Source organism: Sphaerisporangium sp. NPDC049457, from assembly GCF_055586705.1.
In genome coordinates this window covers 1-24,701 of the sequence record NZ_JBVJHR010000018.1, presented here as the reverse complement: position 1 = coordinate 24,701, position 24,701 = coordinate 1, and the positions used below count along the sequence as shown (strand labels likewise).

Sequence of the window (24,701 nt, the reverse complement as noted above, 5' to 3'; positions counted from 1 at the left end):
TTCATGGCTGACTTCGATCCAGTGACGAAAGTTGTCATCCCCGCCGCCGGTCTGGGCACGCGATTCCTCCCGGCGACCAAGGCGACTCCGAAAGAGATGCTCCCGATCGTCGACAAGCCGGCCATCCAGTATGTCGTCGAAGAGGCCGTCTCGGTCGGGCTCCTCGACCTCCTCATGGTGACAGGCCGGAACAAGCGTTCCATCGAGGACCACTTCGACAGAGCCTACGAGCTCGAGGAGGTCTTGGCCGCGAAGGGCGACTCCGAGCGCCTCTCCCAGGTTCTCGAACCGGTGGAGATCGCCACCTTCCACTACGTACGGCAGGGGGAGCCCAAGGGCCTCGGCCACGCGGTGCTGTGCGCGAAGCAGCACGTCGGCGGGCACCCGTTCGCCTGCCTCCTGGGCGACGACCTGATCGACCACCGCGACCACCTGCTCAAGCGGATGATCGAGGTGCGCAACACCTACGGTGGCAGCGTCGTGGCGCTGATGGAGGTGCCGAGGGAGCAGGTCTCCCTGTACGGCTGCGCGGAGATCCTCCCGACCTCCGAGGACGACGTCGTCCGCGTCACCGGGCTGGTGGAGAAGCCTCCGGCGGACGAGGCGCCGTCCAACTGGGCCGTCATCGGACGCTACGTGATCGACCCCGCCGTGTTCGAGGTGCTGGAGAACACCGAGCCGGGCCGCGGTGGCGAGATCCAGCTCACCGACGCCCTGCTGGAGCTCGCGGGCCGCTCCACGGAGGAGGGCGGTCCCGTCCACGGCGTCCTGTTCCGCGGCCGCCGCTACGACACCGGCAACAAGCTCGACTATCTGCGCACCGTCGTCCAGTTCGCCGCCGATCGCCCTGATCTGGCGCCGGAGTTCATCCCGTGGCTGCGCGAGTTCCTGAACGAGTCCTCCGAGTCGTCGGCGTCCTCCGAGTCGTCCGAGTGAACGAGTCCTCCTGAGTGGACGAGCCGCACGGTCTCCCGCGATCTCCACGGAGGTGGTTGCCATGAAAACGGTCGACGCCCATCTGGCCGACATCCTCGGCGCCGTGCGTCCGCTCGACCCTGTGCCGGTCGATCTGGAGTCGGCGCTCGGCGCCACCCTGGCCGAGGACGTCGCCTCGCCCGTCGCGCTGCCGCCGTTCGACAACTCGGCCATGGACGGTTACGCCGTACGGGCCGAGGACGTCGCGGGGGCGAGCGAGGACGCCCCCGTGGTGCTGCCGGTGACGATCGACGTGGCCGCCGGGGACACCGCGCGGCGGGCGGTCGAGCGGGGGTTCGTGACGCGCATCATGACCGGCGCGCCGGTGCCCGAGGGCGCCGACGCGGTGGTGCCGGTCGAGTGGACCGACGGCGGCACGGTGAAGGTCGCGATCCGCCGTCCGCCGCCGCCGGGCAACGCGATCCGCAGGTCGGGCGAGGACGTCCGGGCGGGCGATCTCGTACTGCCCGCGGGTACGGTCATCGGCCCGGCCCAGCTCGGCATTCTGGCCGGGGTGGGGCGGCGCACGGTGCTCGCTCATCCGCGTCCCCGGGTGGTGGTGCTGTCCACCGGCACCGAGCTGGTCGAGCCGGGGACGCCGCTCGGGCACGGGCAGATCTGGGAGTCCAACAGCTTCACTCTCGTCGCGGCCGTCCGGCAGGCGGGCGGCGAGGCGTCCCGGCGCGGCGCGGTCGGCGACGACCCGCGAGCGTTCTCCGCGACCCTCGACGCCCTGCTCGGCGAGGCCGACGCCGTGATCACCAGCGGCGGCATCTCCATGGGCGCCTACGAGCCCGTCAAGGAGGCGCTGTCGCCGCTCGGCACCGTCCGGTTCGAGAAGGTCGCGATGCAGCCGGGGATGCCGCAGGGCTTCGGGCTGCTGGGCGATCGCCAGGTCCCGATCTTCACGCTGCCGGGCAATCCGGTGTCGTCCTATGTGTCCTTCGTCCTGTACGTGAAGCCGGCGCTCGCGAAGATGCGCGGTCTGCCGGCCGGTCCTCCCGTGACCGTCACCGCGACGGCGGCCGCGGCGCTGCGCTCGCCGGCCGGTCGGCGCTCCTACCTGCGCGGCGTGCTGACCACGAAGGGCGGTTCCGCCTCGGTGGCGCCCGTGCACGGGCAGGGTTCCCACCAGCTCGCCGCGCTCGCCGGGGCGAACGCCCTGATCGTGGTGCCCGAAGATGTCACAGACCTGCCGGAGGGGGCGGTCGTGGAGGTGATCCCGCTGTGAGCGAGTTGACGCACATCGACGAGTCCGGCGCGGCGCGCATGGTGGACGTGTCCGCCAAGGACGTCAGCGTCCGTACGGCGTGCGCCACCGGCCGGGTGCTGCTGTCGCCGGAGGCCGTGCGCATCCTGCGATCGGGAGAGGTGCCCAAGGGCGACGCCATCGGGGTGGCGCGCATCGCGGGCATCCAGGGGGCCAAGCGCACGCCCGACCTCATCCCGCTCTGCCACCCGATCGCCCTGCACGGGGTCAAGGTGGAGGTCGTCGTGGTCGACTCCGGGGTGGAGATCACCGCGAGGGTGAAGACCGCCGACCGCACGGGCGTCGAAATGGAGGCGCTCACCGCCGTGTCGGTGGCCGGACTGGCGATGATCGACATGATCAAGGCGGTGGACCCGGCGGCGGTGATCACCGACGTGCGGGTGGAGGAGAAGACGGGCGGCAAGACCGGCGTCTGGACCCGGCCGTGAGGGCGCTGGTGGTGACGGCCTCCAACCGGGCCGCTGCCGGCATTTACCCCGATAAATCAGGACAACTGCTGGCCGAGTTGCTCGCCGAGGCCGGCTGCGAGCAGGTGGACGGCCCGCGGGTCGTCCCGGACGGCGAGCCCGTCGAGGCCGCCCTGCGCGAGGGGGTCCACGCCCAGTACGACGTGATCGTCACCACCGGAGGCACCGGCCTGACCCCGCAGGACCTCACCCCGGAGATGACCCGACGGGTCATCGAACGGGAGATACCGGGCATCGCCGAGGCCGTACGTCAGGCCAACCGGGAGAAGGTGCCCACCTCCATCCTGTCGCGCGGGCTGGCGGGGCAGGCGGGTAACACGCTGATCGTGAACCTTCCGGGGTCGTCCGGCGGCGTGCGCGACGGCATGGCGATCCTCGCCCCCATCCTGCGGCACGCCATCGACCAGATCAGAGGCGGCGACCACCCCCGAGGCTGACCTGCCCGCGGGCCTGGCATGTTCCTGCTGACGTGCCCGGCAGACTGCCATGACGTGCCGACGTGCCGACGTGCCGACGTACGCGATGGGCAGGCGTGGCGTGCCGACGTACCCGACACGGTGACAGACCCGCCAGCCGCTGGCGCCATCCGCTCGGACGGCACTGGCACGCGCCGCTGCGGGACGCGACAAATGATCGACGGCCGCTGTCAAAGAGAGCGCCCGGTGGCTGCCATGGCGGATTCAGGGTCGGACAGGGGATGATTGTTCCGTGGATCGACTTCGCGGCTGGCCGGTGACCCTGACCGAGGGACCGGTGGCACTCCGGCCGCTGCGCCTGCGCGACGTGAGCGCCTGGCGTGAGACGCGGTTGCGCAATGCCGACTGGCTGCGTCCGTGGGAACCGAGCAACCCCGAGACCCCGCTGTTCCGCACCGGCCTCGGCCCCTACATCTCCATGGTCGGCACCCTGCGGCGCGAGGCGAGGCAGGGGCTCGCGCTTCCGTGGGTGGTGACCTACCGGGGGGCGTTCGCCGGGCAGCTCACCGTGGGCGCCATCGTGTGGGGTTCGGCGCGATCGGCGCAGGTCGGGTACTGGGTGAGCGGCACGCTGGCCGGGCGCGGCATCATCCCCACGGCGCTCGCGATGGCCGTCGACCACTGCTTCTTCACCGTGGGCCTGCACCGCCTGGAGGCCAACATCCGGCCCGAGAACCACGCCAGCCGGCGCGTCGTCGAGAAGCTCGGCTTCCGCGAGGAGGGCGTACGCCGCCGGCAGCTCCATATCGACGGCGCCTGGCGCGACCACATCTGCTACGCCCTCACTCTGGAGGACGTCCCGCGCGGGCTGCTCGCACAGTGGCGGCAGACGAGGGAGAAGACCGCCCATGACGGCTTGTCGTAGCCGACGATAGAAAGCCTTGACGTAGGCCTGGGGATAAACGGGTTGACGATCTCGCGACACACCGCACCGAATGCTCGTCAATCAGTGACATGCGGTCCTACGGTGCGTGACGTGAACACATTTGCGACGGCCCAAGCCCCGTGCTGTGTTCATGCTGCCCCGGCAACGGCACTTCCATGCCCCCCGAACCCCATTCCACCCACCTCCCACAGCCACCACACCGCCACCTCCCGCGTCCGCCGCGCCGCCACCTCCCATGCCCGCCGTACGTCCGCCTGCCGCGCCCGTCACACGCCCGCCTCCGGCGCCCGCCGGGGCCAGGCCGGCTCACATCATCCGGAGGTGGGCGCGTGAGCAGTGCCTTCCTCTATCTCGGCATCGTTCTCATGTGGCTGTGCGTCCTGGTGCCCATGTGGCTGCGTCGCGACCGCCACACGCTCGACATCGCCGACCTGTACGCCGAAGGCGAGGAGCACGAGGGCGCCGAGGAGCCCGGCGAGTGCGAAGAGGGCGAGGGAGACACCCTCGCCGACCTCCCGGTGTCCAAGACGCCCGTCGGTAAGGCCCGCGCCGCGGACCCCGCCGACGACGAGATCACCATGGAGATCGACGCCTCCTCGTCCGGCATCCGGAACGGCAACGCCTCCACCGACGGCGCCTCCGAGAAGAAGACGTCCGGCAAGACCTCCACCCGCACGGACACCCCCGGCCCTCCTCTGCCCACCGGTACGGGCACCTCCAGCCCCTCCCTGACCACCAGCACGGCCGTCCCGCCCACCGGCACCTCCCAGCCTGCCGCCGGAACGTCCATGGAGACTTTCACCGGGTCCGATCACCAGGACCTTCCCGATGACGGCCTCGTCGGCGAGTACGCGCCCGCGCCGGAGGCCTTCCTGGACGAACGCCGCCGCCGCGCCCGTGTCATGGCCCGTCGCCGCCGGTGGTTGCTCTTCAGCGTGCTGCTCCACATCGCCTCGGTCGTGACGGCGGCCGTCGGCGTGGCTCCGTGGTGGAGCGTCGCGCCGTCCGTGGTCGTGGTGCTGGCGTACCTGTCCGTCCTGCGGGTGGCCGTCGCCGTGGACGCCGAGCGCCGGATCGCCGCCGCGAAGGCCCACGCCGAGCAGCGGCGCAGGGCACAGGAGCGACAGCGCGCCCTCGAACTGGCGGCCCAGCAGGCCGAGGCCGAGATCATCGAGTTCCGCAAGCGCGCCGAGCCCTTCGACCAGTACGCCGACCGCTCCCGCCGCGCCGTAGGCGACTGACAGAGACGACTCAACGGGCACCCGTCACGGCGCTCGCACGCAGACTCAGAAGCCGCCCGGCCACCCAGGTGGCGCGGGCGGTCCCCAAAGTTTGCTAATCTGGTCCAGTCCTTGGGGCTGTAGCGCAGTCCGGTAGCGCACTTCGTTCGCATCGAAGGGGTCAGGGGTTCGAATCCCCTCAGCTCCACCCAGAGACAAGGCCCGCCAGGCGTGAACCTGACGGGCCTTTCTGCTGCTCAGGGACTTTCAGCAGACCTCGGGATACCCTGCCCCGGACGCGGACAGCAGAGGCTACCCGGAGATCTCCGGCCCCGGAGTCAGCGAAAAATCAGCAAAGACCGCGCGAGCCCGATCGTTCCGCCGTCGACCGGCGGCTCAGGAACCCGCCACGTTCGTGGGCGCGGTCCAGCCGGTAGCTCGGATCCACTCGACCAGGTCCAGGGGGGCCGGCTCGATCGAGCGCACCACCGCGAGGTCCGAAGGGTATTCCGCCGCCTTCGCGAACTCGCGGAACATCGCCTTGTCGAGGTCGTTGGGAAGCACGCTCAACGGGAGGGCCTCGTACCGTGCCGGGAGCCCGGCGCGCGCGCCGAACGCCGCGGCGATCTGGGGGCCCGTCAGCTCGTCGCCGACGAGCTCGACGGCTCCGCCGGGCGCCTCCGTTGAATCACAACCGAGAGCCAGAAGAGCTTGTCGCCATAGTCCACGCCGACCTCCCCGGTTCGATGACGTTCGATGACGAACGATCAGCCTACTCGTCGCAGGCCGGCAGACCACGCCACTCACCAGGAGATGCACACCTCTGCGAGACCGGCCTGGCACTCCTACCCCCAACCACTTTGATCGACTTACCCTGTCCCTTCACCCTCAGGTGGCGCCTCTACCGGCGCGCGCCGGGTCGCGCGCCGGCGCCATGTCACTTCTGTGCCGTGTCGACTTATAGGCCCCGGTCTTGATCGAGTGTCGGTGAGTCGACGTAGCCTGGCCCGCGTCGGGTCGGGATGGGACGGGATGGCGGATGCGGTTCGGGTCTGGGTGGGCGGACGAGCGTGGTGCGACGGAACTGCTGGCCGCGGCTCGGGCCGGGGACGATGCCGCTTTCGGATGCCTGGTGGGGCCGCTGCGGGACGAGTTGCGCGCGTACTGCTACCGGATGCTGGGTTCGGTCCACGACGCGGAGGACGCGGTCCAGGAGACGATGGATCGGGCGTGGCGCAACCTGGAGCGGTTCGAGGATCGCGGGTCGATCCGGCCGTGGCTGTACAAGATCGCGACGAACCGGTCGCTGACGCTCATCGAACGGCGGGGGCGGCGGGAACTGCCTGCGGATCTGAGTCCGGCGGGAGCGCCGCAAGCCGAGGCGACCTGGCTGGAACCGTACCCCGACCGTTTGATGAGGTGGACGGCGGAGCAGGTCCCGGAGGACCGGGCGGTGGCGCGGGAGAGCGTGGAGCTGGCGTTCGTCGCAGCCCTGCAGCATCTGTCCGGTCCGCAACGGGCGGTCCTGGTATTGCGTGATGTGCTGGGCTATACCGCCCGGGAGACCGCCGACACGTTGGAGAGCACGGTCGCGGCGGTCAACAGCGCCCTGCAACGGGCCCGCAAGGTCATGGCGACCCTGCTCCCGGAGACCACCCAGCAGCGGACGCTGGACGCGTTGGGTGAAGCGAAGCGGCGGGAGCTGGCCCGGAAGTACGCGACAGCCTGGGAGGCCGCGGACGTCGATGCCATCGTGGCGATGTTGACGGAGGACGCCAGGTATTCGATGCCGCCACTGGCGACCTGGTACGCGGGTCACATCGACGTCCGCGGCTTCTTGACCGAGGCGGTGGCGAAGCGACGCTGGCGCTTCCTGCCCGCTCGCGCGAACGGGCAACTGGCGTTCGGCACTTACATGTGGGACGGGCGTCGAGCCGTCTACGTCGCGGCAGGCCTGGACCTGCTCACTTTGCGCGGCACCCGGATCGCCGAGGTGGTCTCGTTCCTGGACGCGGACCTCCCGGCGTTCGGCCTGCCATCGGAACTGGAGGAGAAGCGGTACGGCGATCCGCGATGAGTTTCCAGAGACGCGCGGGTTGTAGTCCCGACAGATGCACCGATCTGAAGGGACCAAGGGTTCATGCCCACCGACGAGGAACAGATCCGTGACCTGATCGAGCGCTGGGCCGAGGCGGTCCACCGCGGTGAAATGAACGGGGTGGTCGCCGACCACGCCGACGACATCGTGATGTTCGACGTGCCGCCCCCCTACGAGGGGGTGCGCGGCGTCGAGTCCTACCGCCGGACGTGGCCGCCCTTCTTCCGCTGGCAGGCGCGGGGGGCCGTCTTCGAGATCGAGACGCTGGACGTCACCGCGGGCGGCGACGTCGCCTTCGCCCACGCCCTGCTGCGCTGCGGCACCCCGGAGCAGTTCGCCGGAAACCCGGAGAACCGGCTACGGCTGACGTTCGGGTTGCGAAGGCAGGGGGGCCGGTGGGTCATCGCCCACGAGCATCACTCGTTCCCGATCGTCGACGCCGGCCGGGACGGCGGCGCCGAACAGGAAGTGCGCCGGCTCCACCGAAGGTGGTTCGAGGCCACCGCTGCGAGGGACCTGGACGGCATGATGGCCGCCGTCGCCGACGACGTCGTGTCCTACGAGCACGAGGAGCCCCTCCAGTATCTCGGCGCCGAGGCCGTACGGGAGGTCTGCCGACACAACCTCGGTGCGCCCGGCGTCGCCGTCAGCTGGGACATCCCCGATCTGAAGGTGATGGCCCGGGAGGACCTGGCGGTCGCCTGGGGGCTCAACCACGTCCGGATCAAGCAGGCCGACGGCGGGTTCCTCAGCAGTTGGTCGCGGGGGACCCGCGTGTTCGAGCGGCGGAACGGCGCCTGGGTGATGATCCATCAGCACCTCTCCGTCCCATACGTCCCGGGCACCGGTGAGGCGGAGACCGACTCGCGTCCGTGAGACCTCGCCATGTCGATGCGTTCACCCTCCTACCGGGCAGGGACCACGAACTTCGGCTGAACGGCCGGAGCCAGGATGGACTCATGATCGGCGAAGGCCGGCCGGAGACAGTGAAAAGTCAGCGAACCCGCTGATACCCGGGCTTGGCCGAGATCGTCAGACGGCACGGACCCGGCACTTGACGGCACCGGTTGGCATCCGTTGATCGAAGGCGATGCGTCCCACGGGGGCTCACATCGAAGGGTCAGGGGTTCGAACTCCCTTAGCTCCACCCAGGTCAAAGGCCGTTTCCGTGACCGGAAACGGCCTTTCGATCTTCCGGGTGCTCGACTGGGTGGGCAAGGGGCTGACCGGTGGATCATGTGACTACTGACCTGCGACGATGGAACGCGTAACCGGGTTGCCCGGAAGCTTCGTCCGGTCTGTGGATCGGGGACAGGTGAACGACTACGACGGGTTCGCCGAGGCTTACTCGGCGGAGAACGAGAACAGCCTCGTGAACGCGTACTACGAGCGCCCCGCGATGTCGGCCCTCGCCGGAGACGTGGCCGGCCGTCGGATCCTGGACGCGGGATGCGGCTCGGGCCCTCTGTCCGCCGCACTGCACGACCGTGGTGCGGTCGTCACCGGCATCGACGCCAGCGCAGCCCGACCGGCCGCCCGTGAGCTGTTCCCCGACGACTGTCATGACCTTTCACGCAGTACCACCTTTCCGTTCTTCGTCGTCGAGGTACCGCTGTCGGTTGCCGGCTCGCACGACTAGGCCGTCGCGGACCACGAGCGGAGCCGGTGATGGATCTACTGGCTGTGATCTCCGATGGCGCCGGTCAGGCGATCCAGGGGGGTGTGATCTTGTTGTCGGCCTCGCCGAGGGGCCAGGCGTGCGCGTCGGCGGGAGCCGTGACGATGGCCGTGAAGCCCCGGGGGCCGGCGGTGAACCGGCGGGCGGTGTGGGCGGGTAGTACGGCCGTGTCGCCGGGGCCCGCCGTGGAGGTTTCGCCGTCGAGTTCGATGGTCGCCTCCCCTTCGAGGAAGGTCCAGATCTGTTCGACGTCGAAAATGTGGGCGGGGCCCTGCACGTCGGGTTTGACCTCGGTGCGCCAGATGGAGGATCGCGCACCGCCGAGGGTCGGCGAGGCGAGGGTGGTCATGACGGCGTTCGGGGTCTCGGATCGACGACTTTCGGCATGACGGACGAGCGTCACGGTTCACATCCCTAAGATGGACAATGCAATTGTCTATATAGTTAACGAGGTTGTCCATCGTGTCAAGTGATCCGCCGGGCTTCGAACTGCCGCTGCGGCTGCTGCTGGGGTTTCGGGTGCTCATCGACGAGCTGCACGAGGAGCTCGCCCAGCAGGGCCATCCGCAGATGCGACCCATGCACGGGTTCGTCTTCCAGGCCATCATGCGGGCCGGCGGCCGGTACGGGGCCACGGCGGCCGACCTGGGCCGGGTGCTGGGAGTCTCCAAGCAAGCGGCGGGCAAGACCATCGGCATGCTGGAAGGGCTCGGCTACCTGCGGCCCGGGCACGATCCTGACGATGCGCGCCGTAAGACCTACACGCTGACCCCGCACGCCCACGACGCGCTGGAGCGATCGGAGCGGATCTTCGGGAAGCTGCGCGACCAGTGGGCCGAGACCATCGGCGAGGAGCGGTTGCGGGCCATGGTGGAGGACCTGCGCAAGGTCACGCCGTCCGACGTGTTCCGCCTTGACACCCCGCAGTGGTTCAACTCACCGTGACGAGCCCTTCGAGCAACGCAGGTCGGGACTCCGCCCGGGGCTTCCCCGTCCACGATTGACGGTCGGACCGCCCGGTCGTGCTCGCCACCGGTTCGACGCCGCAGGCCCCGCCCGTCTCACCGCCTCGCACGACAATGGCCCCGAACGAGCCCGGATGCCGCCCGGCCTTTCGCCTGGTTCACGGGCCGGTGCCGGGCATGCCTCCGGTGGGGCCGGCGGGCCCTTGTCCTAGGCTGCTGAAGTAGTGGTGGCATGAGGTGACGATCGGCCCGCCCCGACCGGGTTGTCACGAGGACGAACCGCGTCCCCGGAGTCGTACGGGCTTCCGGATGCGCGGGGTGGACGGCCGCATCCGGCTCAGCCGGCCCTGCTACGCGGGCGAACACCATGCTGACGACATCGTGCCCTCCTCGTGGTCGGCGCCGGACGGACTTCTTCCGCTTCGATCCGGACGAGGAGCGGAGGGCGGTCGAGCCGGACGGCGGCGGTCACGAGGCCGGCCGATACGGGATACCGGATACCGGAGGGGATGCGCTGTGGCCGTTCTGATCTCCCTGAACGTCGGTATGCCCAAGGACGTCGCCTGGAACGGATCGACCGTCCACACGGGTGTGTGGAAGGAGTCCGTCACCGGGCCCCGGATGGTCCGGCGGCTGAACGTCGACGGCGACGGTCAGGGCGACCTGGCCGGGCATGGCGGCGAGCAGCGCGCCGTCCTGGTCTACCAACTCGACTCCTACCGGTACTGGCAGGAGCAGCTGAACAGGGACGACTTCACCTACGGCCAGTTCGGGGAGAACTTCACCGTCGACGGGATGCCGGACCAGGAGGTCTGCATCGGTGACCGCTACCGCATCGGCGGCGCGGTCTTCGAGGTCACCCAGCCCCGGGTGACCTGCTACCGCGTCGGACTGCGCATGGGGGAGCCGCGGATGGCCGCGCTCCTGGTGTCGCACCGCCGGCCGGGCTTCTACATGCGCGTCCTCAGCGAAGGACAGGTGGAGGCCGGCGACGAGATCGTCAAGATCTCCGGTGGTCCCGAGGGGATGACCGTCGCCGAGATGGACGCCCTGCTCTACCTGCCGGGTCACCCGCCTGAGCAGCTGAAACGCGGACTGCGCATCCCGGCGCTGAGCCCGGGTTGGAAGAACTCCCTGCAGGAGTTGCTGGACGGCGGGGACGGGCCGGCCACCGGCAACCGCGGGCTCACCGCGGCCGCCACGAGCCCGCCGCCCGCCTGGACCGGGTTCCGCCCGCTCAGGGTCGCCCGCGTCGAGCCGGAGACCAGCGGCATCTTCTCGCTGGTCCTCGCCTCGCCTGACGGTCCGCTGCCCGCCGCGCTGCCGGGGCAGTTCCTCACTCTGCGGCTGTGGCCGCGACCCGGCGGACCGCCGCTGATCCGCACCTACTCGCTCTCCGGGCGGCCGGGCGCCCCCGAGTACCGGATCAGTGTCAAACAGGAGCCGCACGGGGCCGGCAGCGGACACCTGCGCCGCCACGTCAAGGCGGGCGACGTCCTCGACGTCGCCGCGCCGCGCGGCACCTTCGTCCTCACGAAGGGCGACCGGCCCGTCCTGCTGATCTCCGCCGGCGTGGGGGCCACCCCGGTCCTCGCCATGCTGCACGCTCTCGCGGACGCCTGCTCGCGGCGCCCGGTGTGGTGGCTGCACGGGGCCCGGGACGGCGCCGGTCATCCCTTCGCGCGGGAGGTACGCGCGCTGCTGGAGCGCCTGCCCGCCGCCCGCGTGCACGTCTCCTACAGCAGGCCGTTCCCCGGTGACCGTCTCGGAGAGGACTACACGGCTGCGGGACGGCTCTCCGCGGAGCGGATCGGCGGGCTCGGCCTGCCGGCCGACGCCGACGCCTTCATCTGCGGACCGGTCGGCTTCATGGACGACATGTCCAAGGCCCTCGTGGACCTGGGGATCGCGCCCGCCCGCGTCCACACCGAGATCTTCGGCGCGCCGGCGGCCATCCGGCCGGGGGTGCTCCCGGACGCGGCCCGCGCCCCGCACCTGCCTGCGCGGCCGTCGGGCGCGGGCGCCGGGCCGACGGTGTCGTTCGCCCGCAGCGGGATCACCGTCGCCTGGGACCAGGAGTACGGCAGCCTGCTGGAACTGGCCGAGGCGTGCGACGTACCCGCCCGGTGGTCCTGCCGTACCGGCGTGTGCCACACCTGTGAGACCGCCCTCCTGTCCGGCCGCGTCGACTATTCACCTGAGCCGATCGACGTCCCCGCCGAGGGGAACGCGTTGATCTGCTGCTCCCAGCCGTCCGTGGACCTGGTCCTGGACCTGTGACCTGCGCCCTGTGACCTGCGACCGCACCACCGGCCGCGTCGGCTCATCCGCCGGTGGACCTGGGCGGGCCGGCCGGGAGCCGGGTCGACGCCGATCGGATGTACCAGCGCGGCGGGCGGCGCTGGGCAAGCCTGCCGCATACCTCGCCGACCGTTTCGCGGTGCATCGCGGCGCCGTCCGCCGGGGGCTCGCCGGCTGGATGCGGGCTGTGGAGTCATTCGCGTACTGAACGCCAGTCGGCGGTGATGGGTGAGTCTTCGATGATTCCGCCTTCGGCTGCCTTCTGGCGTATGGTGGCATTCTCCGCGGTGATTCCGGAATTTATGATCTGACCGCCGTTCTCCGCAATTTGGCCGACATCCGCGCCGGTCGCGCCGATCGGGCTGGTGGCGATGCGGGCGCCGGGTCCCACGGCGCGTTGGTCGGTTCTGCCCGCGACGGCATCTTGTTGTTCTCCGGTGCCTTCCATGCGATGGGCGATCGCGGCCACGACGACCAGCAGCCCGGCGGCGAGCGCGAACACCTGCCAGCTCCACGAGTCGGTGAGCAAATTCACCAGGCCGCCGACGATCGCCGACAAGATGGCGCCGAGTGCCGCCAGCGGAGCGGGCCGCATCCACCTAGGCATATGAACCTTCCTCACGTAAGGTGATTTCTTTACTCATGCTACGGCGGGTGATGATAGGTGCGGGCGTTTTCTTTCGTCGGAAGAGACAGAGAGATCGCTGAGGCGGAGGCCGTACTCGCCCCTCATTCGGACATGCGCATCCTCGGCATCTATGGCACCTCTGGAATCGGCAAATCCTGCTTGCTGGCGGAGATCGTCCGGCGCGCCGTCGATAACGGCTATCGGTACGCGTCCATCGACCTGAGCGCTGGAGCCACCGGTGACCGGCCCGACGGCCTGGATCAGAGCCTGCTCGACGATCTGGTCCGCACCCTGCTCCGTCTGGGCTGTGCCGGCAGGCGCGAGCAGGTCGCGCGCCACACCGGATTCACCACGCAGGTGCACGCCGTGCAGAGGCAGCTCCGCCTGTCACACGCGGACATCCAGATCCACATGACCGCCTCCGACGGCAGCGCCATCACCGGGTCGCCCATCTCCCATCAGGGAGGACAGCCGACGGCCGATCTTTACGTGGCCTACCGTGCCGCGCTCGTCGACGCCGCTCTGGACGCCATCGCCGACCTTCGGCTGTCGAAGGTGCTTCTCACCGTGGACGGCCTCGAATGGCTGACTCGTCACGACGGCCTGTCGGCGGGCACTTCGCGGGAAGGGCTGGTCAATTGGGTCACGCACAAACTGCTGCCGCAACTCGTCGAGGCCGCGCCCGATCTGCGGATCATCACGGCCGGATGGGAACGCCCCGAATTCCCCGGTGTGCTGCACGCGATGGCCGACACCCTGTATCTGGGCGCATGGAGCCGGGAGGAGACGACCGCTTATCTGACCGGGCGCGGCCTGGATGATCCGGAATTGATCGCCCTGGCACACGCCCGATGCTCTGGAACGCCGATAATGGTCGGCATGCTGGCCGACGCCTACCGCGAGGGACGGCAATCCGGCGTGGACGCGGGATGGATGGACGGCGCACAGGATTCGGCCGTTCACGACTGGCTGCACCGGTCATTTCTGCACCGGCTGGATCCCCGTCAGCAGAAACTCGTGCAGGCCGCGGCCGTGCTGCGTCACATCACCATCGACGGCCTGCGCGCGCTGCTGAGTCCTGTTCCGGTCGACAACGATTCCTTCGGCCGTTTGTGCCGCTATTCCTTCGTCCAGCGCATTCCCGACCGAGTGCACCGTAAGACGTGGTTGCGCGTCCACGATCTGGTCCGGACGGCTTTTCTGGCCGACGGCCATCACAGCGACACCATCACCGCGCTCCACCGGGCCGCGGCCGCCTGGTATACGGCTCACGACAATGCCGTGGAAGCCGCTTACCATTACTTCGCCATCGGCGATGCGACCGGTCTGGAGCGCTGGGAGGAACTTCTCGACCAAGCGCTGCAGAGCAATGACCTGTCGACCGCGCGCATCCTGATCGACACTGCGACGGCTCCGGAGACCGGTGGCGACGAACGCCTGCGCGAAACCGGCATGGCCGCCGTCATCGACCTGTACCAAGGAAGACTGGCCTGTCTCGACAGGGCGCTCCCAGAAGCGGAGCGGCTCCTGACCCGGGCGTTGCGCGGGTCCGACCGCACCACCAGCCGATCGCGAACGGCGAAGGCCCATCGCTGGCGCAGCGCCGTCTACCGCTTGCGGAGCGACTACCCCCGGGCCGAGCAGGAGACCAGGGAGGCCCTGTGGCTGTACCGGGCCCTCGGCGATCGGCCCGGCGAGGCCTGCGCCCACCGCGACCTGGGCATCCTCTACCGCCTGTGGGACGACTATCCACAGGCCGAGCAGGAGACCAGGGAGGCCCTGGCGCTGTACCGGGCCCTCGGCGATCGGTGGGGCGAGGCCTACGCCCTGGGCGAGCTGGGCATTCTGTACCGTTTGTGGGACGACTATCCGCCCGCCGAGCGGGCGACGACGAAGGCCCTGGAGCGGTTCGAGGTCATCGGTGATCCGCTCGGTGAGGCCTACGCCCACCGTGACCTCGGCGTTCTGTATCGCCTGCGGGACGACTACCCGCAGGCCGAGCGGGAGACCAGGAAGGCCCTGGAGCGGTTCCGGGTCATCGGCAACCGCTTCGGCGAGGCCAATGCGCACCGCGAGTTGGGCATTCTGTGCCGCCTGCGGGACGACTACCCCCGGGCCGAGGAGGAGACCAGGAAGGCCCTGGCGCTGTACCGGGCCATCGGCGATCAGTGGGGTGAGACCTACGCCCATGGCGAGCTGGGAATCCTGCATCGACTGCGGGACGACTACACGCGCGCCGAGCAGGAGACCGGGAAGGTCCTGGAGCTCTATCGCGCCATCGGCAACCGATGGGGTGAGACCTACGCCTTGCGCGAGCTGGGCATTCTCTACCGGCTGTGCGGGGACTACCCGCGGGCCGAGCAGGAGACCACGGAGGCCCTGGAGCTCTATCGGACCATCGGCAATCGGCTCGGAGAGGCCAACGCCCGCCGGGAACTGGGAATCCTGTCGCGGGAGCGGGACGACTACCCGCGCGCCGAACAGGAGACCAGGAAGGCCCTGGAGCTGTACCAGGTCATCGGCAACCGATGGGGTGACACCCCCGCTCGCCGGGAGTCTGGTCTGCTGTATCGCCCGAACGAGAACCACACGCGGGCCGAGGAGGAGACCAGGAAGGCCCTGGAGCTGTACCAGGCCCTCGGCAACCGATGGGGTGCGGCCAACGCCCATGGTGAACTGGGTGTTCTGTACCGGCTGCAGCGCGACTACGCCAGGGCCGGGCGTGAGACGGAGGAGGCCCTGGGGCTCTATCGGGCCATCGGCAACCGGCTTGGCGAGGCCTACGCCCGCGGCGAGTTGGGCATTCTGTACCGTCTGCGGGACGACTACGCCAAGGCCGGACGCGAGACCGAGGAGGCCATAAGGCTCTATCAGGCCATCGGCAACCGGCTTGGCGAGGCCTACGCCCATATGGAGTTGGGCATTTTGTGCCGTCTGCGCCAGGACCACACGAAGGCCGAGCACGAGATGGGGCAGGCGCTTGAGCTCTGCCGGGCCATCGGCAACCGGTTCGGTGAGGCCGATGTCCGCGGCGAGCTGGGTGCCCTGCATCGGCTGCGTGATCGGCGCCAGGATGCTAGAGGACAGTACGCGGCGGCGAGAGCCATCTACTCCGACCTGGGCCGTCCCCGGGATGCGCGATGGTGCTCGGAGCGGATCGACCTGCTATGACGTCCGTGACAGGAGCCCTCCGGGGCGTGGAGCGGGTTGGCGGAGTGGTTCAGCCGGTGGGGGCGTGGGTGAGGCGGTGGCGGACGAACATGGCTGTGGGGATGGCCACGGTGAGCAGGACGGCGCCGATCACGACGAAGCCCGTGTGGGCGGCGTCGGTGAAGGCGCGCGCGACCGCTTCGTGGACGACGCCGGCCAGCGGGGCGGGAGGCCGCGCGGCCGTCCCGCGCACCGCCGCGTCCACGACCTGGCGGGACACGCCGTCCGGGACGGCCGCCGCGTCGAGCCGGGTGGGGAGCCGGGCGGCGAACGTCGAGGTCAGCACGGTGCCGAGCACGCTCGCGCCCAGTACTGAGCCCAGTTGCCTGAACATGTTGACGATGGCGACGGCCATGCCGGCCCGTTCGGGCGCGACGCTGATCACGGCGGCCGCCGTCGAGGGGGCGACGAGCAGACCGCTGCCGACGCCGAACAGCAGCAGGCCGGGCCAGACGGGGCCGAAGTCGCCCGCCGGCGGAGCGAGGACCAGCAGCAGCGCGCCGGCCGCGCCCAGGACCAGACCGGCCGTGAGGGTGGCGGTGAAACCCAGCCGCCGCACCGCCGGCGACGCCAGGGCGCTGACCGTGATGTAGGTCAGGAACATGACCAGCAGGCATGCTCCGGTCACCAGCGGGGTCAGCCCTTGGACCCGCTGCAGGTACAGAACGCTGAGCAGGGCGATGCCGGTGAAGCCGAACAGCGACGTGGCGGCGGTGAGGAGCACGACGCTGAACGACGCCGAGCGGAACAGGCGGATGTCGACCATCGGTTCCCCGGCGCGCAGTTCGACCGCGACGAACGCGGCCGTGGCGAGCGCGATGACGGCATAGCCGGCGACGGCCGCCGGGCTCGTGTAACCGGTGGAGCCGCCCTGGATGATCGTGAAGGTGAGCGCGCCGACCACGAGCGTCCCGAGGACGAGGCCGGCGGCGTCCAGACGGCGCGCGGTGCCGCCGGTGGGGATGACCAGCGGGAAGGTCAGCGCCAGCACGACGGCGCCCATGACGACGTTGGACAGGAAGACCGCGTGCCAGGGGAAGTGGGCGAGCAGGAATCCCGCCGACAGCGGGCCGACCGCGAGGCCTAGCCCTGAGCATCCGGCCCAGACGCCGATCGCCGCCGTCTTCTCGTGCGGCCGCGTGAAGGTGTGGCTCACGGTGGCCAGGCTGGTGGGCAGGACGATGGCCCCGCCGACGCCCATGACGGCCTGGGCGACGATCAACGCGGCCGCGCCGCCGGACCCGTAGGCCAGAGCGCTCCCCACGGTGAAGATCAGGGCGCCGGCGAAGAACGTCCGGCGGTGGCCGAGCCGGTCGCCGATCGTGCCGGCCGACAGCACCAGGCCCGCGACCAGCAGGCTGTACGCGCTGGTGATCCACACGATGGTGGTGGCGGAGGCGTGCAGATCGGCCTGGATCGCGGTCAGCGCGGCCAAGGTCGCGGAGATGTTGACGAACGTCATCATCGTGCCCAGGCACACGACGACGAGGCTGAGCCGGCGCCGTGACCCGCCGTGGACAGCGGCGGCGGCACGTGTGCGGGACGTGCCGCCATGAGGGACGGACGTGCCGGCGTGAGGGGCGGGAGTGCCGGACGTGCCGGCGGGAGGGGCGGACGTGCCGATACGGGGGCCGGGCGTGCCGGTGTGCGTGGCGGGGTCGGAAAGGGGCATGCCCGCCACCATACGTGCTGACTATAGGAAAGCAAAGTCAGCCGGTGGTGGGCGGCGCCCTCCAGGTGTCGCTGGGGATGACGGCGAGGTCCTCCATGTCGAGTTCCCTCCCTCCTTCGCCGCGGAGCCCGATGGTGACGGGGGCGCCGGTCTCGCGTTCGACCACGCGGAGCGGCCCGCCTTCGGGCTGGAGGTACTTGTCGCCCCACTGCATGAGCACGAGCAGCGCCGGGAGGAGATCTCTGCCCATCGGCGTCAGCACGTACTCGTAGCGGGTGCGCTTGCCCGGCTCGCGGTACGGACGCTTGTCCAGGACGCCGGCGCTCACGAGCTGCTTGAGGCGCGCGGCGGCGGCGGCGTCGGTGACGCCTACCCGTTCGGCGAAGTCGTCGAACCGCGTCGTGCCGTAGTAGGCCTCGCGGAGCAGGAGGATCGCGGACCGCGTGCCGATGAGGTCCATGGCCTTGCCGATCGAGCAGTGGTCGGTCTTCCAGCCGGCCCGGTCGGCGAGGGGGCCTTCGAGTGTCATGGCCATGCTGGGATCCTACTCTGGCTATCTCACGGCAGAGTCAGCCCGGCATCTGCCGCCGATCTATGAAGCCAGGTGCCCGCGCGCCCTGATCGAGCGCATGGGCATCACGGGAAGGTCGTTCACCGCTGAAACTTTCCCGGAGATCGCTCTGGTCGCGAGGATGCCGCCAGGCTGCCGGGCATCGCCCTCCCGCGGGTTCTGTGGCGTGTTGACGCCTCGCGGGCGCCTCCTCACACTGGCTCGCGAATGGGCGCCCCTTGATGCCGGCAGGCCCACCGATCAGCGGTTCCAGTGGAGGAACAGACATGATCGACAACGCCGTCCCGCGCGGCGGGCGCGGGAAACGTCGCTCGGGCGTACGAAGCGCGCTGGTCATCGGCGCCGTCGGCGTCCTCGGCGCGGGCCTGCTCGCCCTGTCTCCGCCCGCGGACGCGGCCGGCACGCTGGGTGCGGCGGCCGCGGAGACCGGACGCTACTTCGGTGCGAGCGTCATGGCCGGCCGCCTCGGCGAATCCGACTACTCGGCCGTGCTGAACCGCGAGTTCACCATGGTGACGCCCGAGAACGAGATGAAGTGGGACGCGGTCGAGCCGGCGCGGGACACGTTCATTTTCACCATGGCCGACCAGATCGTCGGCTCCGCGCTGAGCCACGGTCAGCGGGTGCGCGGGCACACGCTCGTGTGGCACCCGGGCCTGCCCGCCTGGGTGGGCAACCTGTCGGACGCCGATCTGCGCACGGCGATGAACAACCACATCACCAACGTGATGAACCACTACAAGGGCCAGATCTACGCCTGGGACGTGGTCAACGAGGCGTTCCAGGACGGCAACAGCGGAGCCCGCCGCGACTCGCTGTTCCAGCGGCGGATCGGCGACGGCTTCATCGAGGAGGCGTTCAGGACCGCGCGGGCCGCGGATCCGGACGCCAAGCTCTGCTACAACGACTACAACATCGACGACGCCGGCCAGGCCAAGACGCTGGCCGTCTACAACATGATCAAGGACTTCAAGGCCCGCGGCGTGCCGATCGACTGCGTCGGCCTGCAGTCGCACTTCAGCTCCCTGTGGCCGGTGCCGAGCAACTACCAGCAGAACATCCAGCAGTTCGCCGACCTGGGAGTCGACGTCCAGATCACCGAGCTGGACATCGAGGGCTCCGGTTCGGCCCAGGCCGACGGTTATCGCAAGGTCGTGAACGCCTGCCTGGCGGTCCCGCGCTGCACCGGCATCACCGTGTGGGGCGTCACCGACAAGTACTCCTGGCGCAGCGGCGGCACGCCGCTGCTGTTCGACGGCTCGTACGCCAAGAAGCCCGCCTACGACGCCGTGCTCGCCGCCTTGAACAGCGGCACGTCGCCGTCGAGCCCACCCCCCTCCAGCCCACCCCCGTCGAGCCCGCCGCCGTCGAGCCCGCCGCCCACCGGCGGCCGGAGCTGCGGCGTCGCCGCCACCACGCGGGGCCAGTGGGACGGCGGCTACATCGTCCCGGTCACGGTGACCAACACCGGCACCTCGCCCATCACGGGCTGGACGGTGACCTTCACCCTGCCCCCGGGCCACACCGTCATCACTTCGTGGGACACCGTTCTCACCACCAGCGGCCGGACGGTCACGGCACGCAACACCCGCCGTAACGGCGCACTGAGCCCCGGCACCGGCACCGCGTTCGGCTTCCGGGCCGAGCGCCCCGGTGGCGATACCTCGGTGCCGTCGGACTACACCTGCGCCGCCTCCTGGCCGGCCCGGAGGTGACGGCCGGGGGCCGGGGTGGTGATGCGGGGCGCGGTGGGGCGCCCCGCACGGCCGTGGGTCAGAGCGCGCCACTCTCGATGGCCTGCTTGAGCGCGGTCTGGGTCTGCTGGTGCGAGGCGACGCCGTTCGCGACGACGAAGTCGATCAGCGCGTCGTCGGCGTCGAACGTCAGCCGCTCGGTGACCTTGGTGCTCCCGTCGTCCAGCACGCTGAAGCTGATGCGCTGGTGGGTCACGACGTTGGGCTGCGACCAGGTGTGGGTCTCGTAGTAGAGCTCGGACTGGTGGACGCGCTGCTGCGCGTGCGTGTTCAGGGTGACGATCGTCCCCTCGTAGGGGACCTCTTCGATCGCCGTGAGGTTGATGAAGCGCGTGTCGTACTGGTTCCAGTCCTGGTGGGTGACGACGCGCTTGAGGAACGCCGCCCGGCCGATGTGGTTGTTGATGTTCGAGTACGCCGTGAAGACCTGCTGCGCCGGGGCGCCGATCTCGACGGAGATGGTCTGGGTCTGCCGGGAGCGCCCCGACCCCGGGAGCGGAGGCGGCGAGGCGTCATAGAACTTGTAGGTGTCCCACGCGGTCTGCCACTCGGCGGCCAGTTCGGCGTCGGTGGGCGTGGTGTCGGCGTGGGCGCCGCCGGAAAGGGCGGTGAGGAGGAAGGCCGCGGCGAAGAGCTGCGCCGCGAGAACCCGAAGAAGCTTTGTCACATGTACCTCAAGGGGGGACAGTAGGTGCAAGAGTTCTTCTATCGCATGTAAGCGGCATTTATCCCCGTTTTACGGGCAACTGCCCGCGAAACCCGGCGGCCCTTCCCCGGCGGGCCGTCCAGCGCCCGCCGCGGCGCCGTCCCGGCCCCGTACGCCCGCCGGCCCCGTACGCCCGCCCCGCTCCGTACGCCCGCCGCCCTTTCCGTGACGTGCCCGCCGCCCCTTCCGCGACGCGGCCGCCGCGGGCCGTGGTGAACAATGGCGGCGAGCGATTCTTCGTGCCTTTTCCAGCTTGTCGGAAAAGCCGGTGAGTGATCAGAGCCCGCTTCACCGATTAACGGGTGGCCGGCCCGCGCGGCGTGCCACAGTGGAAGCGCGCCGCCTTTCCGGGGCGCGATATCCGTGGAATTCACGCCGCCGCGTGTCGCGGCCGTCCGGAGGTCGAAGTGGCCACAGCCGACAACGGAGGCCGCGGGCGATCGGGCCTGCCGCGCATCGCCGTTCCGGTTCTGGTGGGCACCGCCGTGGTGCTCATCGTCTCGGCCATCGGCTATTCCGCCACCACGCCCGCCGACTCGGCGCCCCCGATCGCGTCGGCGTCCGCGCCTTCGTGCGACCAGCCGCCGTCCCGGGCCCTCGTACGGCAGCGCGGCGGCTCGGTGACCTTCCCCGAGGTCTCCTACGCGATCGACCACGCCGGCGGGCGGCCGCGCATCGACCTCGCGGGCAGCTACCAAGGGGTCATCGACGAGGGGAAACGCGTCGCCGTGATCGTACGGGGGTACGTCGGCTCCTACGACTCGGCGTCCGGCGGCCATCCTGGCGAGGGCCGCTACTACTTCCAGCGGGAGCTCCAGATCGACGAGGAGGCGCACTGCTGGACGGCGCTCTCGCTCGCGCCGGCGCTGTCGCTGAGCCCGGCCTACCACGGGGCCGAGCGGCCGCTCTGGCATGTCTACCTCGTCTTGGTCCCGGCCGATTTCGCGGTCACGTCCGTGTCGGCGCGCGGCCACGTCCAGGACGGCGTCTTCGACGATCTGCAGGTTCTCGCCGATTTCATCGTCACGGCATAAGGCCGTCGTCGTCGGCAGGTCAACCCTGTGGCCGCAATATCTCTGCAAATCCGACGTCTAGTCTGAGTGCCTTTTATCTCCTTATCCGCGCTTATCGTTACGAGCCATGACGAAGGGTAGGAACGTAGCGTCAACACGCCGCTATCAAGGGGGGCATATGATCAGGACACTCCACAGAATGGGCATCCGGTCGGGCATGATGTACACGGCCGGCATCGTCTCCGTCGGCGCGTCGTTCGTCTCGTGGCTGCTCTCCAAAGAGGTCGAGCAGGACATCGCCCGCGCCGACCGCTGGGGCCTGTTCATCGGCGAGTGGGCGCCCACGTTCTTCGCCATGGGCGTCGCCCTCAGGATCGAGGAGACCCGCCAGGAGATCATCTCCGGCCGCCCCGAAGAGGAGAGGCGTCAGGAGGAGCGCATGGGCCGCCGCCTGGGCGGCCGCATGACCGCAGGGGTCTAGCCGCCCCCCGCCCCGACAGGCAAGAGGTCGGCCGCGCGCGTCCCGCATGCGGCCGGCCCGCCGCCAGGTTCCGAGGTGACCCGCCGCCGTGCCCCGGGACGGGGCCTCAGGCGACGGTGACGTACTTGCGGGGCCGCAGCGCCTGGCCGCGCAGGGCGGTCAGGGCGGCCGCCTGCCCCGCCGGGGTGAGGGTGACGGCGGCGGTCTCCTCCGTCTCCGCCGTGGACGGCCGCTCGTGCGCCTCGCACAGGTGGAGCGCCTCCAGGCGGTGGCGCAACTCCACCAGTGGCGCGACCACGTCGGCCGGGGTGGTCGTACGCCAGCCCTCGCCGACGACGACCTCGGTGACCCGCTCGCTGAACGAACCGCATGGCAGGTCCTCGCGGTCGAGCATCAGCATCAGCCCGACCTCGCGGACCGAGATCTCCATCTCGCGCTCGCCCGTCGAGGGCGTCAGCAGGGCCGGCGCCGCCCCCTGCCACATCGCGGCGGGGTCGTCCAGCAGCCTGCGGCCCTCAGGAGTGATCAGCAGGGCCTCGCCGGTGCGGCTGAGCGCGCCCATCTCGTGCTCGGCGATGTGGCGCAGCGCGCGCAGGGACGTCACACCGCCCTCGCTGCGCGTGCCCGCCATCTCCCAGCCGAACCGCTCGGCCGCCTCGACGACGACGGCGCGGGCGATGTTGTGCCGCTTGGTGAGCGGCACGCCGTCGGGCAGGGCGGCGAGTTCGAGCAGCCAGCGCAGAGCGGGGAACTGCGGGCCGTCCGGGACCGGGATCGGCGCGTGGAGCCGCACCTCGAACGGCTGGGCCAGCTCGCGCCGGGCGGCTCCCCGGCCGAGCACCCAGCGGTTGAGCCGCTCGCCGTGCACGCGGTTGACCCAGTTGTCGCCGCCCAGCTCGGTGCGCGGCGCGGTCAGCCAGCGGCGGGTGAGCGCCTCGGCCCGGGACTTCCAGGCGCCGGCGGCCGGCACCAGCTCGCCGGAGACGACGGCGAGCTCCAGCGCCGCCGAGCAGGCGATGTGGGCGCCCATCTCCTCGGGGCCCATGATCGAGCTCCAGTGCAGCTCGGGCACGTCGGGCGGCAGGACGCCGGTGGCGTTGAGCGCGCGCTGGTAGGCCGCCGTCCCGGCCTCCTCACCCCCGCGCGCGTAGGTGCGCAGGATGCGGGCGGTGGCGGGGGAGGAGCACAGCTCGGCGTAGCGTTCCATTCCGCCGAGCCGCAGCAGCCTGCCGAGGGCCAGGGCCAGCGCGCCGTGCTCGCCGGTCACCTTGAGGGGGAGCGTGTACCAGAGGAACTCGCACACATCGAGCTGGGTGATCGTCTCTAACGGCTCGCCGCCGGTCAGCCACTCGACGGCGACCCTGGCGTCGTCGGCGACCTCCGGATCGGAGCGCTCGAGCTCGGTGAGGAGCGCGGCGACGTCGGGTGCGGGCATGCCTCGCAGTCTGCCGTATAGGGCCGGGCCCTGACGACGACCACCGCCTCGGACGATTTCCACGTCACCTACCTGTAAGAGCAGAAAGTGCAGAAGGGCTGGGTTGTAGCGAATGGGAGGTCATGTCGGGGTCATATCCAGCGATCGAGCAGCATGCGCCGGTGCCAATCGTCGTAGGGGATGATCTCGGCGGAGATGACGGGGTACAACCACCAGAAGTTAATCAGGGCCACGAGCACGAAGGCACCCGAAAGCGAGGCTCCGAGGATCCTTCTCATCGGCCGGGGGCTGTTCGCCGGTCCCATGAGCAGCCCCGCCCCGAGCACCAGCGCCAGGATCATGAACGGCAGCATGGGCGCGGTGTAGAACAGGAACATGGTGCGGTGGTCGGCGATCGCGTAGTACACCCACGGCAGCAGGCCCACGCCGTAGGCCAGCAGCACCGCGCCGGCCCGCCAGTCGCGGGTGGCCACGTACCAGGCCACCAGGGTGATCAGCGCGACGACGCCCACGTACCAGATGATCGGTGTGCCGACTCCGAGCACGGCCTGCGAGCACCTGTCGGTGCCGCATCCGGCGGGGCTCTCGTAGAAGAAGGCGACCGGGCGCAGCAGCAGCGGCCACTGCCAGGGCCACGACTGGTACGGGTGGGTGGAGTCCAGGCCGGTGTGGAAGCTCAGGACCATCCACTGGTAGTCCCACCAGGAGCGCAGCGAGCTGAACACGAAGTAGGGCCAGCCGCTTGAGGTGGCCTGCGCCCAGTTGCGGCCGTAGCCGTAGGCGGTGGCGAACCAGCCGGTCCAGGTGGCCATGTAGGCGATGGCGGGGACGGCGGCCAGCCCGGCCAGAGCGGTGGGCAGATCGTTGCGGAACATCCCCCCGTACGGGCGGCGCA

22 protein-coding genes, 1 tRNA gene and 1 pseudogene are annotated in these 24,701 nt (G+C 70.1%); 16 read left to right on the top strand and 8 right to left on the bottom strand.

Annotated features, from left to right (window positions below; genetic code table 11):
- The first annotated feature begins 3 nt into the window (after positions 1–3).
- From galU to ACZ6QO_RS26585, 7 genes are all read left to right on the top strand, one after another.
- The gene (gene galU, locus ACZ6QO_RS26615) at positions 4–936 is read left to right on the top strand and encodes a UTP--glucose-1-phosphate uridylyltransferase GalU (protein ID WP_465854333.1); all 933 of its coding nucleotides are present in this window, start codon (positions 4–6) and stop codon (positions 934–936) included.
- 61 nt (positions 937–997) lie between these two features.
- Positions 998–2,206, top strand: a complete 1,209-nt coding sequence (gene glp / locus ACZ6QO_RS26610; protein ID WP_465854332.1) for a molybdotransferase-like divisome protein Glp — start codon at positions 998–1,000, stop codon at positions 2,204–2,206.
- 38 nt (positions 2,207–2,244) lie between these two features.
- Positions 2,245–2,673, top strand: coding sequence for a cyclic pyranopterin monophosphate synthase MoaC (gene moaC / locus ACZ6QO_RS26605; RefSeq protein WP_465854535.1), 429 nt, complete (start codon positions 2,245–2,247; stop codon positions 2,671–2,673).
- Positions 2,670–3,149, top strand: a complete 480-nt coding sequence (locus ACZ6QO_RS26600; RefSeq protein ID WP_465854331.1) for a MogA/MoaB family molybdenum cofactor biosynthesis protein — start codon at positions 2,670–2,672, stop codon at positions 3,147–3,149. The genes moaC and ACZ6QO_RS26600 overlap by 4 nt, the downstream gene beginning before the upstream one ends.
- A gap of 271 nt (positions 3,150–3,420) precedes the next feature.
- Positions 3,421–4,053 (top strand): GNAT family N-acetyltransferase, encoded by a 633-nt coding sequence (locus ACZ6QO_RS26595; RefSeq protein WP_465854330.1) that lies wholly within the window; start codon positions 3,421–3,423, stop codon positions 4,051–4,053.
- Positions 4,054–4,403: 350 nt separating this feature from the next.
- Positions 4,404–5,315: a divisome protein SepX/GlpR gene (gene sepX, locus ACZ6QO_RS26590; RefSeq protein ID WP_465854329.1), complete on the top strand. Its 912-nt coding sequence runs from the start codon at positions 4,404–4,406 to the stop codon at positions 5,313–5,315.
- A 113-nt stretch (positions 5,316–5,428) separates the two neighbouring features.
- Positions 5,429–5,502: transfer RNA gene (locus tag ACZ6QO_RS26585), tRNA-Ala, on the top strand.
- 188 nt (positions 5,503–5,690) lie between these two features.
- On the opposite strand, the gene ACZ6QO_RS26580 is transcribed toward ACZ6QO_RS26585, so the two are convergent.
- Positions 5,691–6,092: an NmrA family NAD(P)-binding protein gene (locus tag ACZ6QO_RS26580; protein ID WP_465854533.1), complete on the bottom strand. Its 402-nt coding sequence runs from the start codon at positions 6,090–6,092 to the stop codon at positions 5,691–5,693.
- A gap of 241 nt (positions 6,093–6,333) precedes the next feature.
- On the opposite strand from ACZ6QO_RS26580, the gene ACZ6QO_RS26575 reads away from it, so the two are divergent.
- The 3 genes and pseudogenes from ACZ6QO_RS26575 to ACZ6QO_RS26565 form a co-directional block, all read left to right on the top strand.
- On the top strand, positions 6,334–7,371 hold the full coding sequence (locus tag ACZ6QO_RS26575) for a sigma-70 family RNA polymerase sigma factor (protein WP_465854328.1): 1,038 nt from the start codon (positions 6,334–6,336) through the stop codon (positions 7,369–7,371).
- 63 nt (positions 7,372–7,434) lie between these two features.
- Positions 7,435–8,268 (top strand): nuclear transport factor 2 family protein, encoded by an 834-nt coding sequence (locus ACZ6QO_RS26570; RefSeq protein WP_465854327.1) that lies wholly within the window; start codon positions 7,435–7,437, stop codon positions 8,266–8,268.
- 382 nt (positions 8,269–8,650) lie between these two features.
- Positions 8,651–8,947, top strand: a pseudogene (locus tag ACZ6QO_RS26565) (class I SAM-dependent methyltransferase); the annotation flags it as partial.
- A gap of 148 nt (positions 8,948–9,095) precedes the next feature.
- Here the strand turns inward: ACZ6QO_RS26565 and ACZ6QO_RS26560 are convergent.
- A complete protein-coding gene (locus ACZ6QO_RS26560) occupies positions 9,096–9,473 on the bottom strand; it encodes a cupin domain-containing protein (RefSeq protein WP_465854326.1) in 378 nt (125 codons plus the stop codon).
- 59 nt (positions 9,474–9,532) lie between these two features.
- Between ACZ6QO_RS26560 and ACZ6QO_RS26555 the strand changes: the two genes are divergently transcribed.
- Both ACZ6QO_RS26555 and ACZ6QO_RS26550 read left to right on the top strand, forming a co-directional pair.
- Positions 9,533–10,015 carry a MarR family winged helix-turn-helix transcriptional regulator gene (locus ACZ6QO_RS26555; RefSeq protein ID WP_465854531.1) on the top strand — a complete coding sequence of 161 codons (483 nt, stop codon included), beginning with the start codon at positions 9,533–9,535 and terminating at the stop codon, positions 10,013–10,015.
- Positions 10,016–10,551: 536 nt separating this feature from the next.
- Entirely contained in the window at positions 10,552–12,315 is a 1,764-nt protein-coding gene (locus tag ACZ6QO_RS26550) for an MOSC domain-containing protein (protein ID WP_465854325.1), read from the top strand.
- A gap of 214 nt (positions 12,316–12,529) precedes the next feature.
- Here the strand turns inward: ACZ6QO_RS26550 and ACZ6QO_RS26545 are convergent, their stop codons facing one another.
- A complete protein-coding gene (locus tag ACZ6QO_RS26545) occupies positions 12,530–12,943 on the bottom strand; it encodes a hypothetical protein (protein WP_465854324.1) in 414 nt (137 codons plus the stop codon).
- 57 nt (positions 12,944–13,000) lie between these two features.
- On the opposite strand from ACZ6QO_RS26545, the gene ACZ6QO_RS26540 reads away from it, so the two are divergent.
- Positions 13,001–16,135 carry a tetratricopeptide repeat protein gene (locus ACZ6QO_RS26540; protein ID WP_465854323.1) on the top strand — a complete coding sequence of 1,045 codons (3,135 nt, stop codon included), beginning with the start codon at positions 13,001–13,003 and terminating at the stop codon, positions 16,133–16,135.
- A gap of 49 nt (positions 16,136–16,184) precedes the next feature.
- Here the strand turns inward: ACZ6QO_RS26540 and ACZ6QO_RS26535 are convergent, their stop codons facing one another.
- Together ACZ6QO_RS26535 and ACZ6QO_RS26530 are read right to left on the bottom strand one after the other, a co-directional pair.
- Positions 16,185–17,846, bottom strand: a complete 1,662-nt coding sequence (locus tag ACZ6QO_RS26535) for an MFS transporter (RefSeq protein WP_465854322.1) — start codon at positions 17,844–17,846, stop codon at positions 16,185–16,187.
- Positions 17,847–17,883: 37 nt separating this feature from the next.
- Entirely contained in the window at positions 17,884–18,381 is a 498-nt protein-coding gene (locus ACZ6QO_RS26530; RefSeq protein ID WP_465854321.1) for a winged helix-turn-helix transcriptional regulator, read from the bottom strand.
- Between the two features lie 302 nt (positions 18,382–18,683).
- On the opposite strand from ACZ6QO_RS26530, the gene ACZ6QO_RS26525 reads away from it, so the two are divergent.
- Positions 18,684–20,132 carry a glycoside hydrolase family 10 protein gene (locus ACZ6QO_RS26525; protein WP_465854320.1) on the top strand — a complete coding sequence of 483 codons (1,449 nt, stop codon included), beginning with the start codon at positions 18,684–18,686 and terminating at the stop codon, positions 20,130–20,132.
- A 58-nt stretch (positions 20,133–20,190) separates the two neighbouring features.
- Here ACZ6QO_RS26525 and ACZ6QO_RS26520 read toward each other — a convergent pair whose 3' ends face one another.
- Positions 20,191–20,838, bottom strand: a complete 648-nt coding sequence (locus ACZ6QO_RS26520; RefSeq protein ID WP_465854319.1) for a hypothetical protein — start codon at positions 20,836–20,838, stop codon at positions 20,191–20,193.
- A 446-nt stretch (positions 20,839–21,284) separates the two neighbouring features.
- Between ACZ6QO_RS26520 and ACZ6QO_RS26515 the strand changes: the two genes are divergently transcribed.
- Both ACZ6QO_RS26515 and ACZ6QO_RS26510 read left to right on the top strand, forming a co-directional pair.
- Complete coding sequence (locus tag ACZ6QO_RS26515) at positions 21,285–21,911, top strand: hypothetical protein (protein ID WP_465854318.1); 627 nt, start codon at positions 21,285–21,287, stop codon at positions 21,909–21,911.
- A gap of 178 nt (positions 21,912–22,089) precedes the next feature.
- Positions 22,090–22,371, top strand: a complete 282-nt coding sequence (locus tag ACZ6QO_RS26510) for a hypothetical protein (protein WP_465854317.1) — start codon at positions 22,090–22,092, stop codon at positions 22,369–22,371.
- A gap of 106 nt (positions 22,372–22,477) precedes the next feature.
- On the opposite strand, the gene ACZ6QO_RS26505 is transcribed toward ACZ6QO_RS26510, so the two are convergent.
- Positions 22,478–23,806: a hypothetical protein gene (locus ACZ6QO_RS26505; protein ID WP_465854316.1), complete on the bottom strand. Its 1,329-nt coding sequence runs from the start codon at positions 23,804–23,806 to the stop codon at positions 22,478–22,480.
- Between the two features lie 131 nt (positions 23,807–23,937).
- On the bottom strand, positions 23,938–24,701 hold a 764-nt coding region (locus ACZ6QO_RS26500; RefSeq protein WP_465854315.1), incomplete at its 5' end, for a dolichyl-phosphate-mannose--protein mannosyltransferase.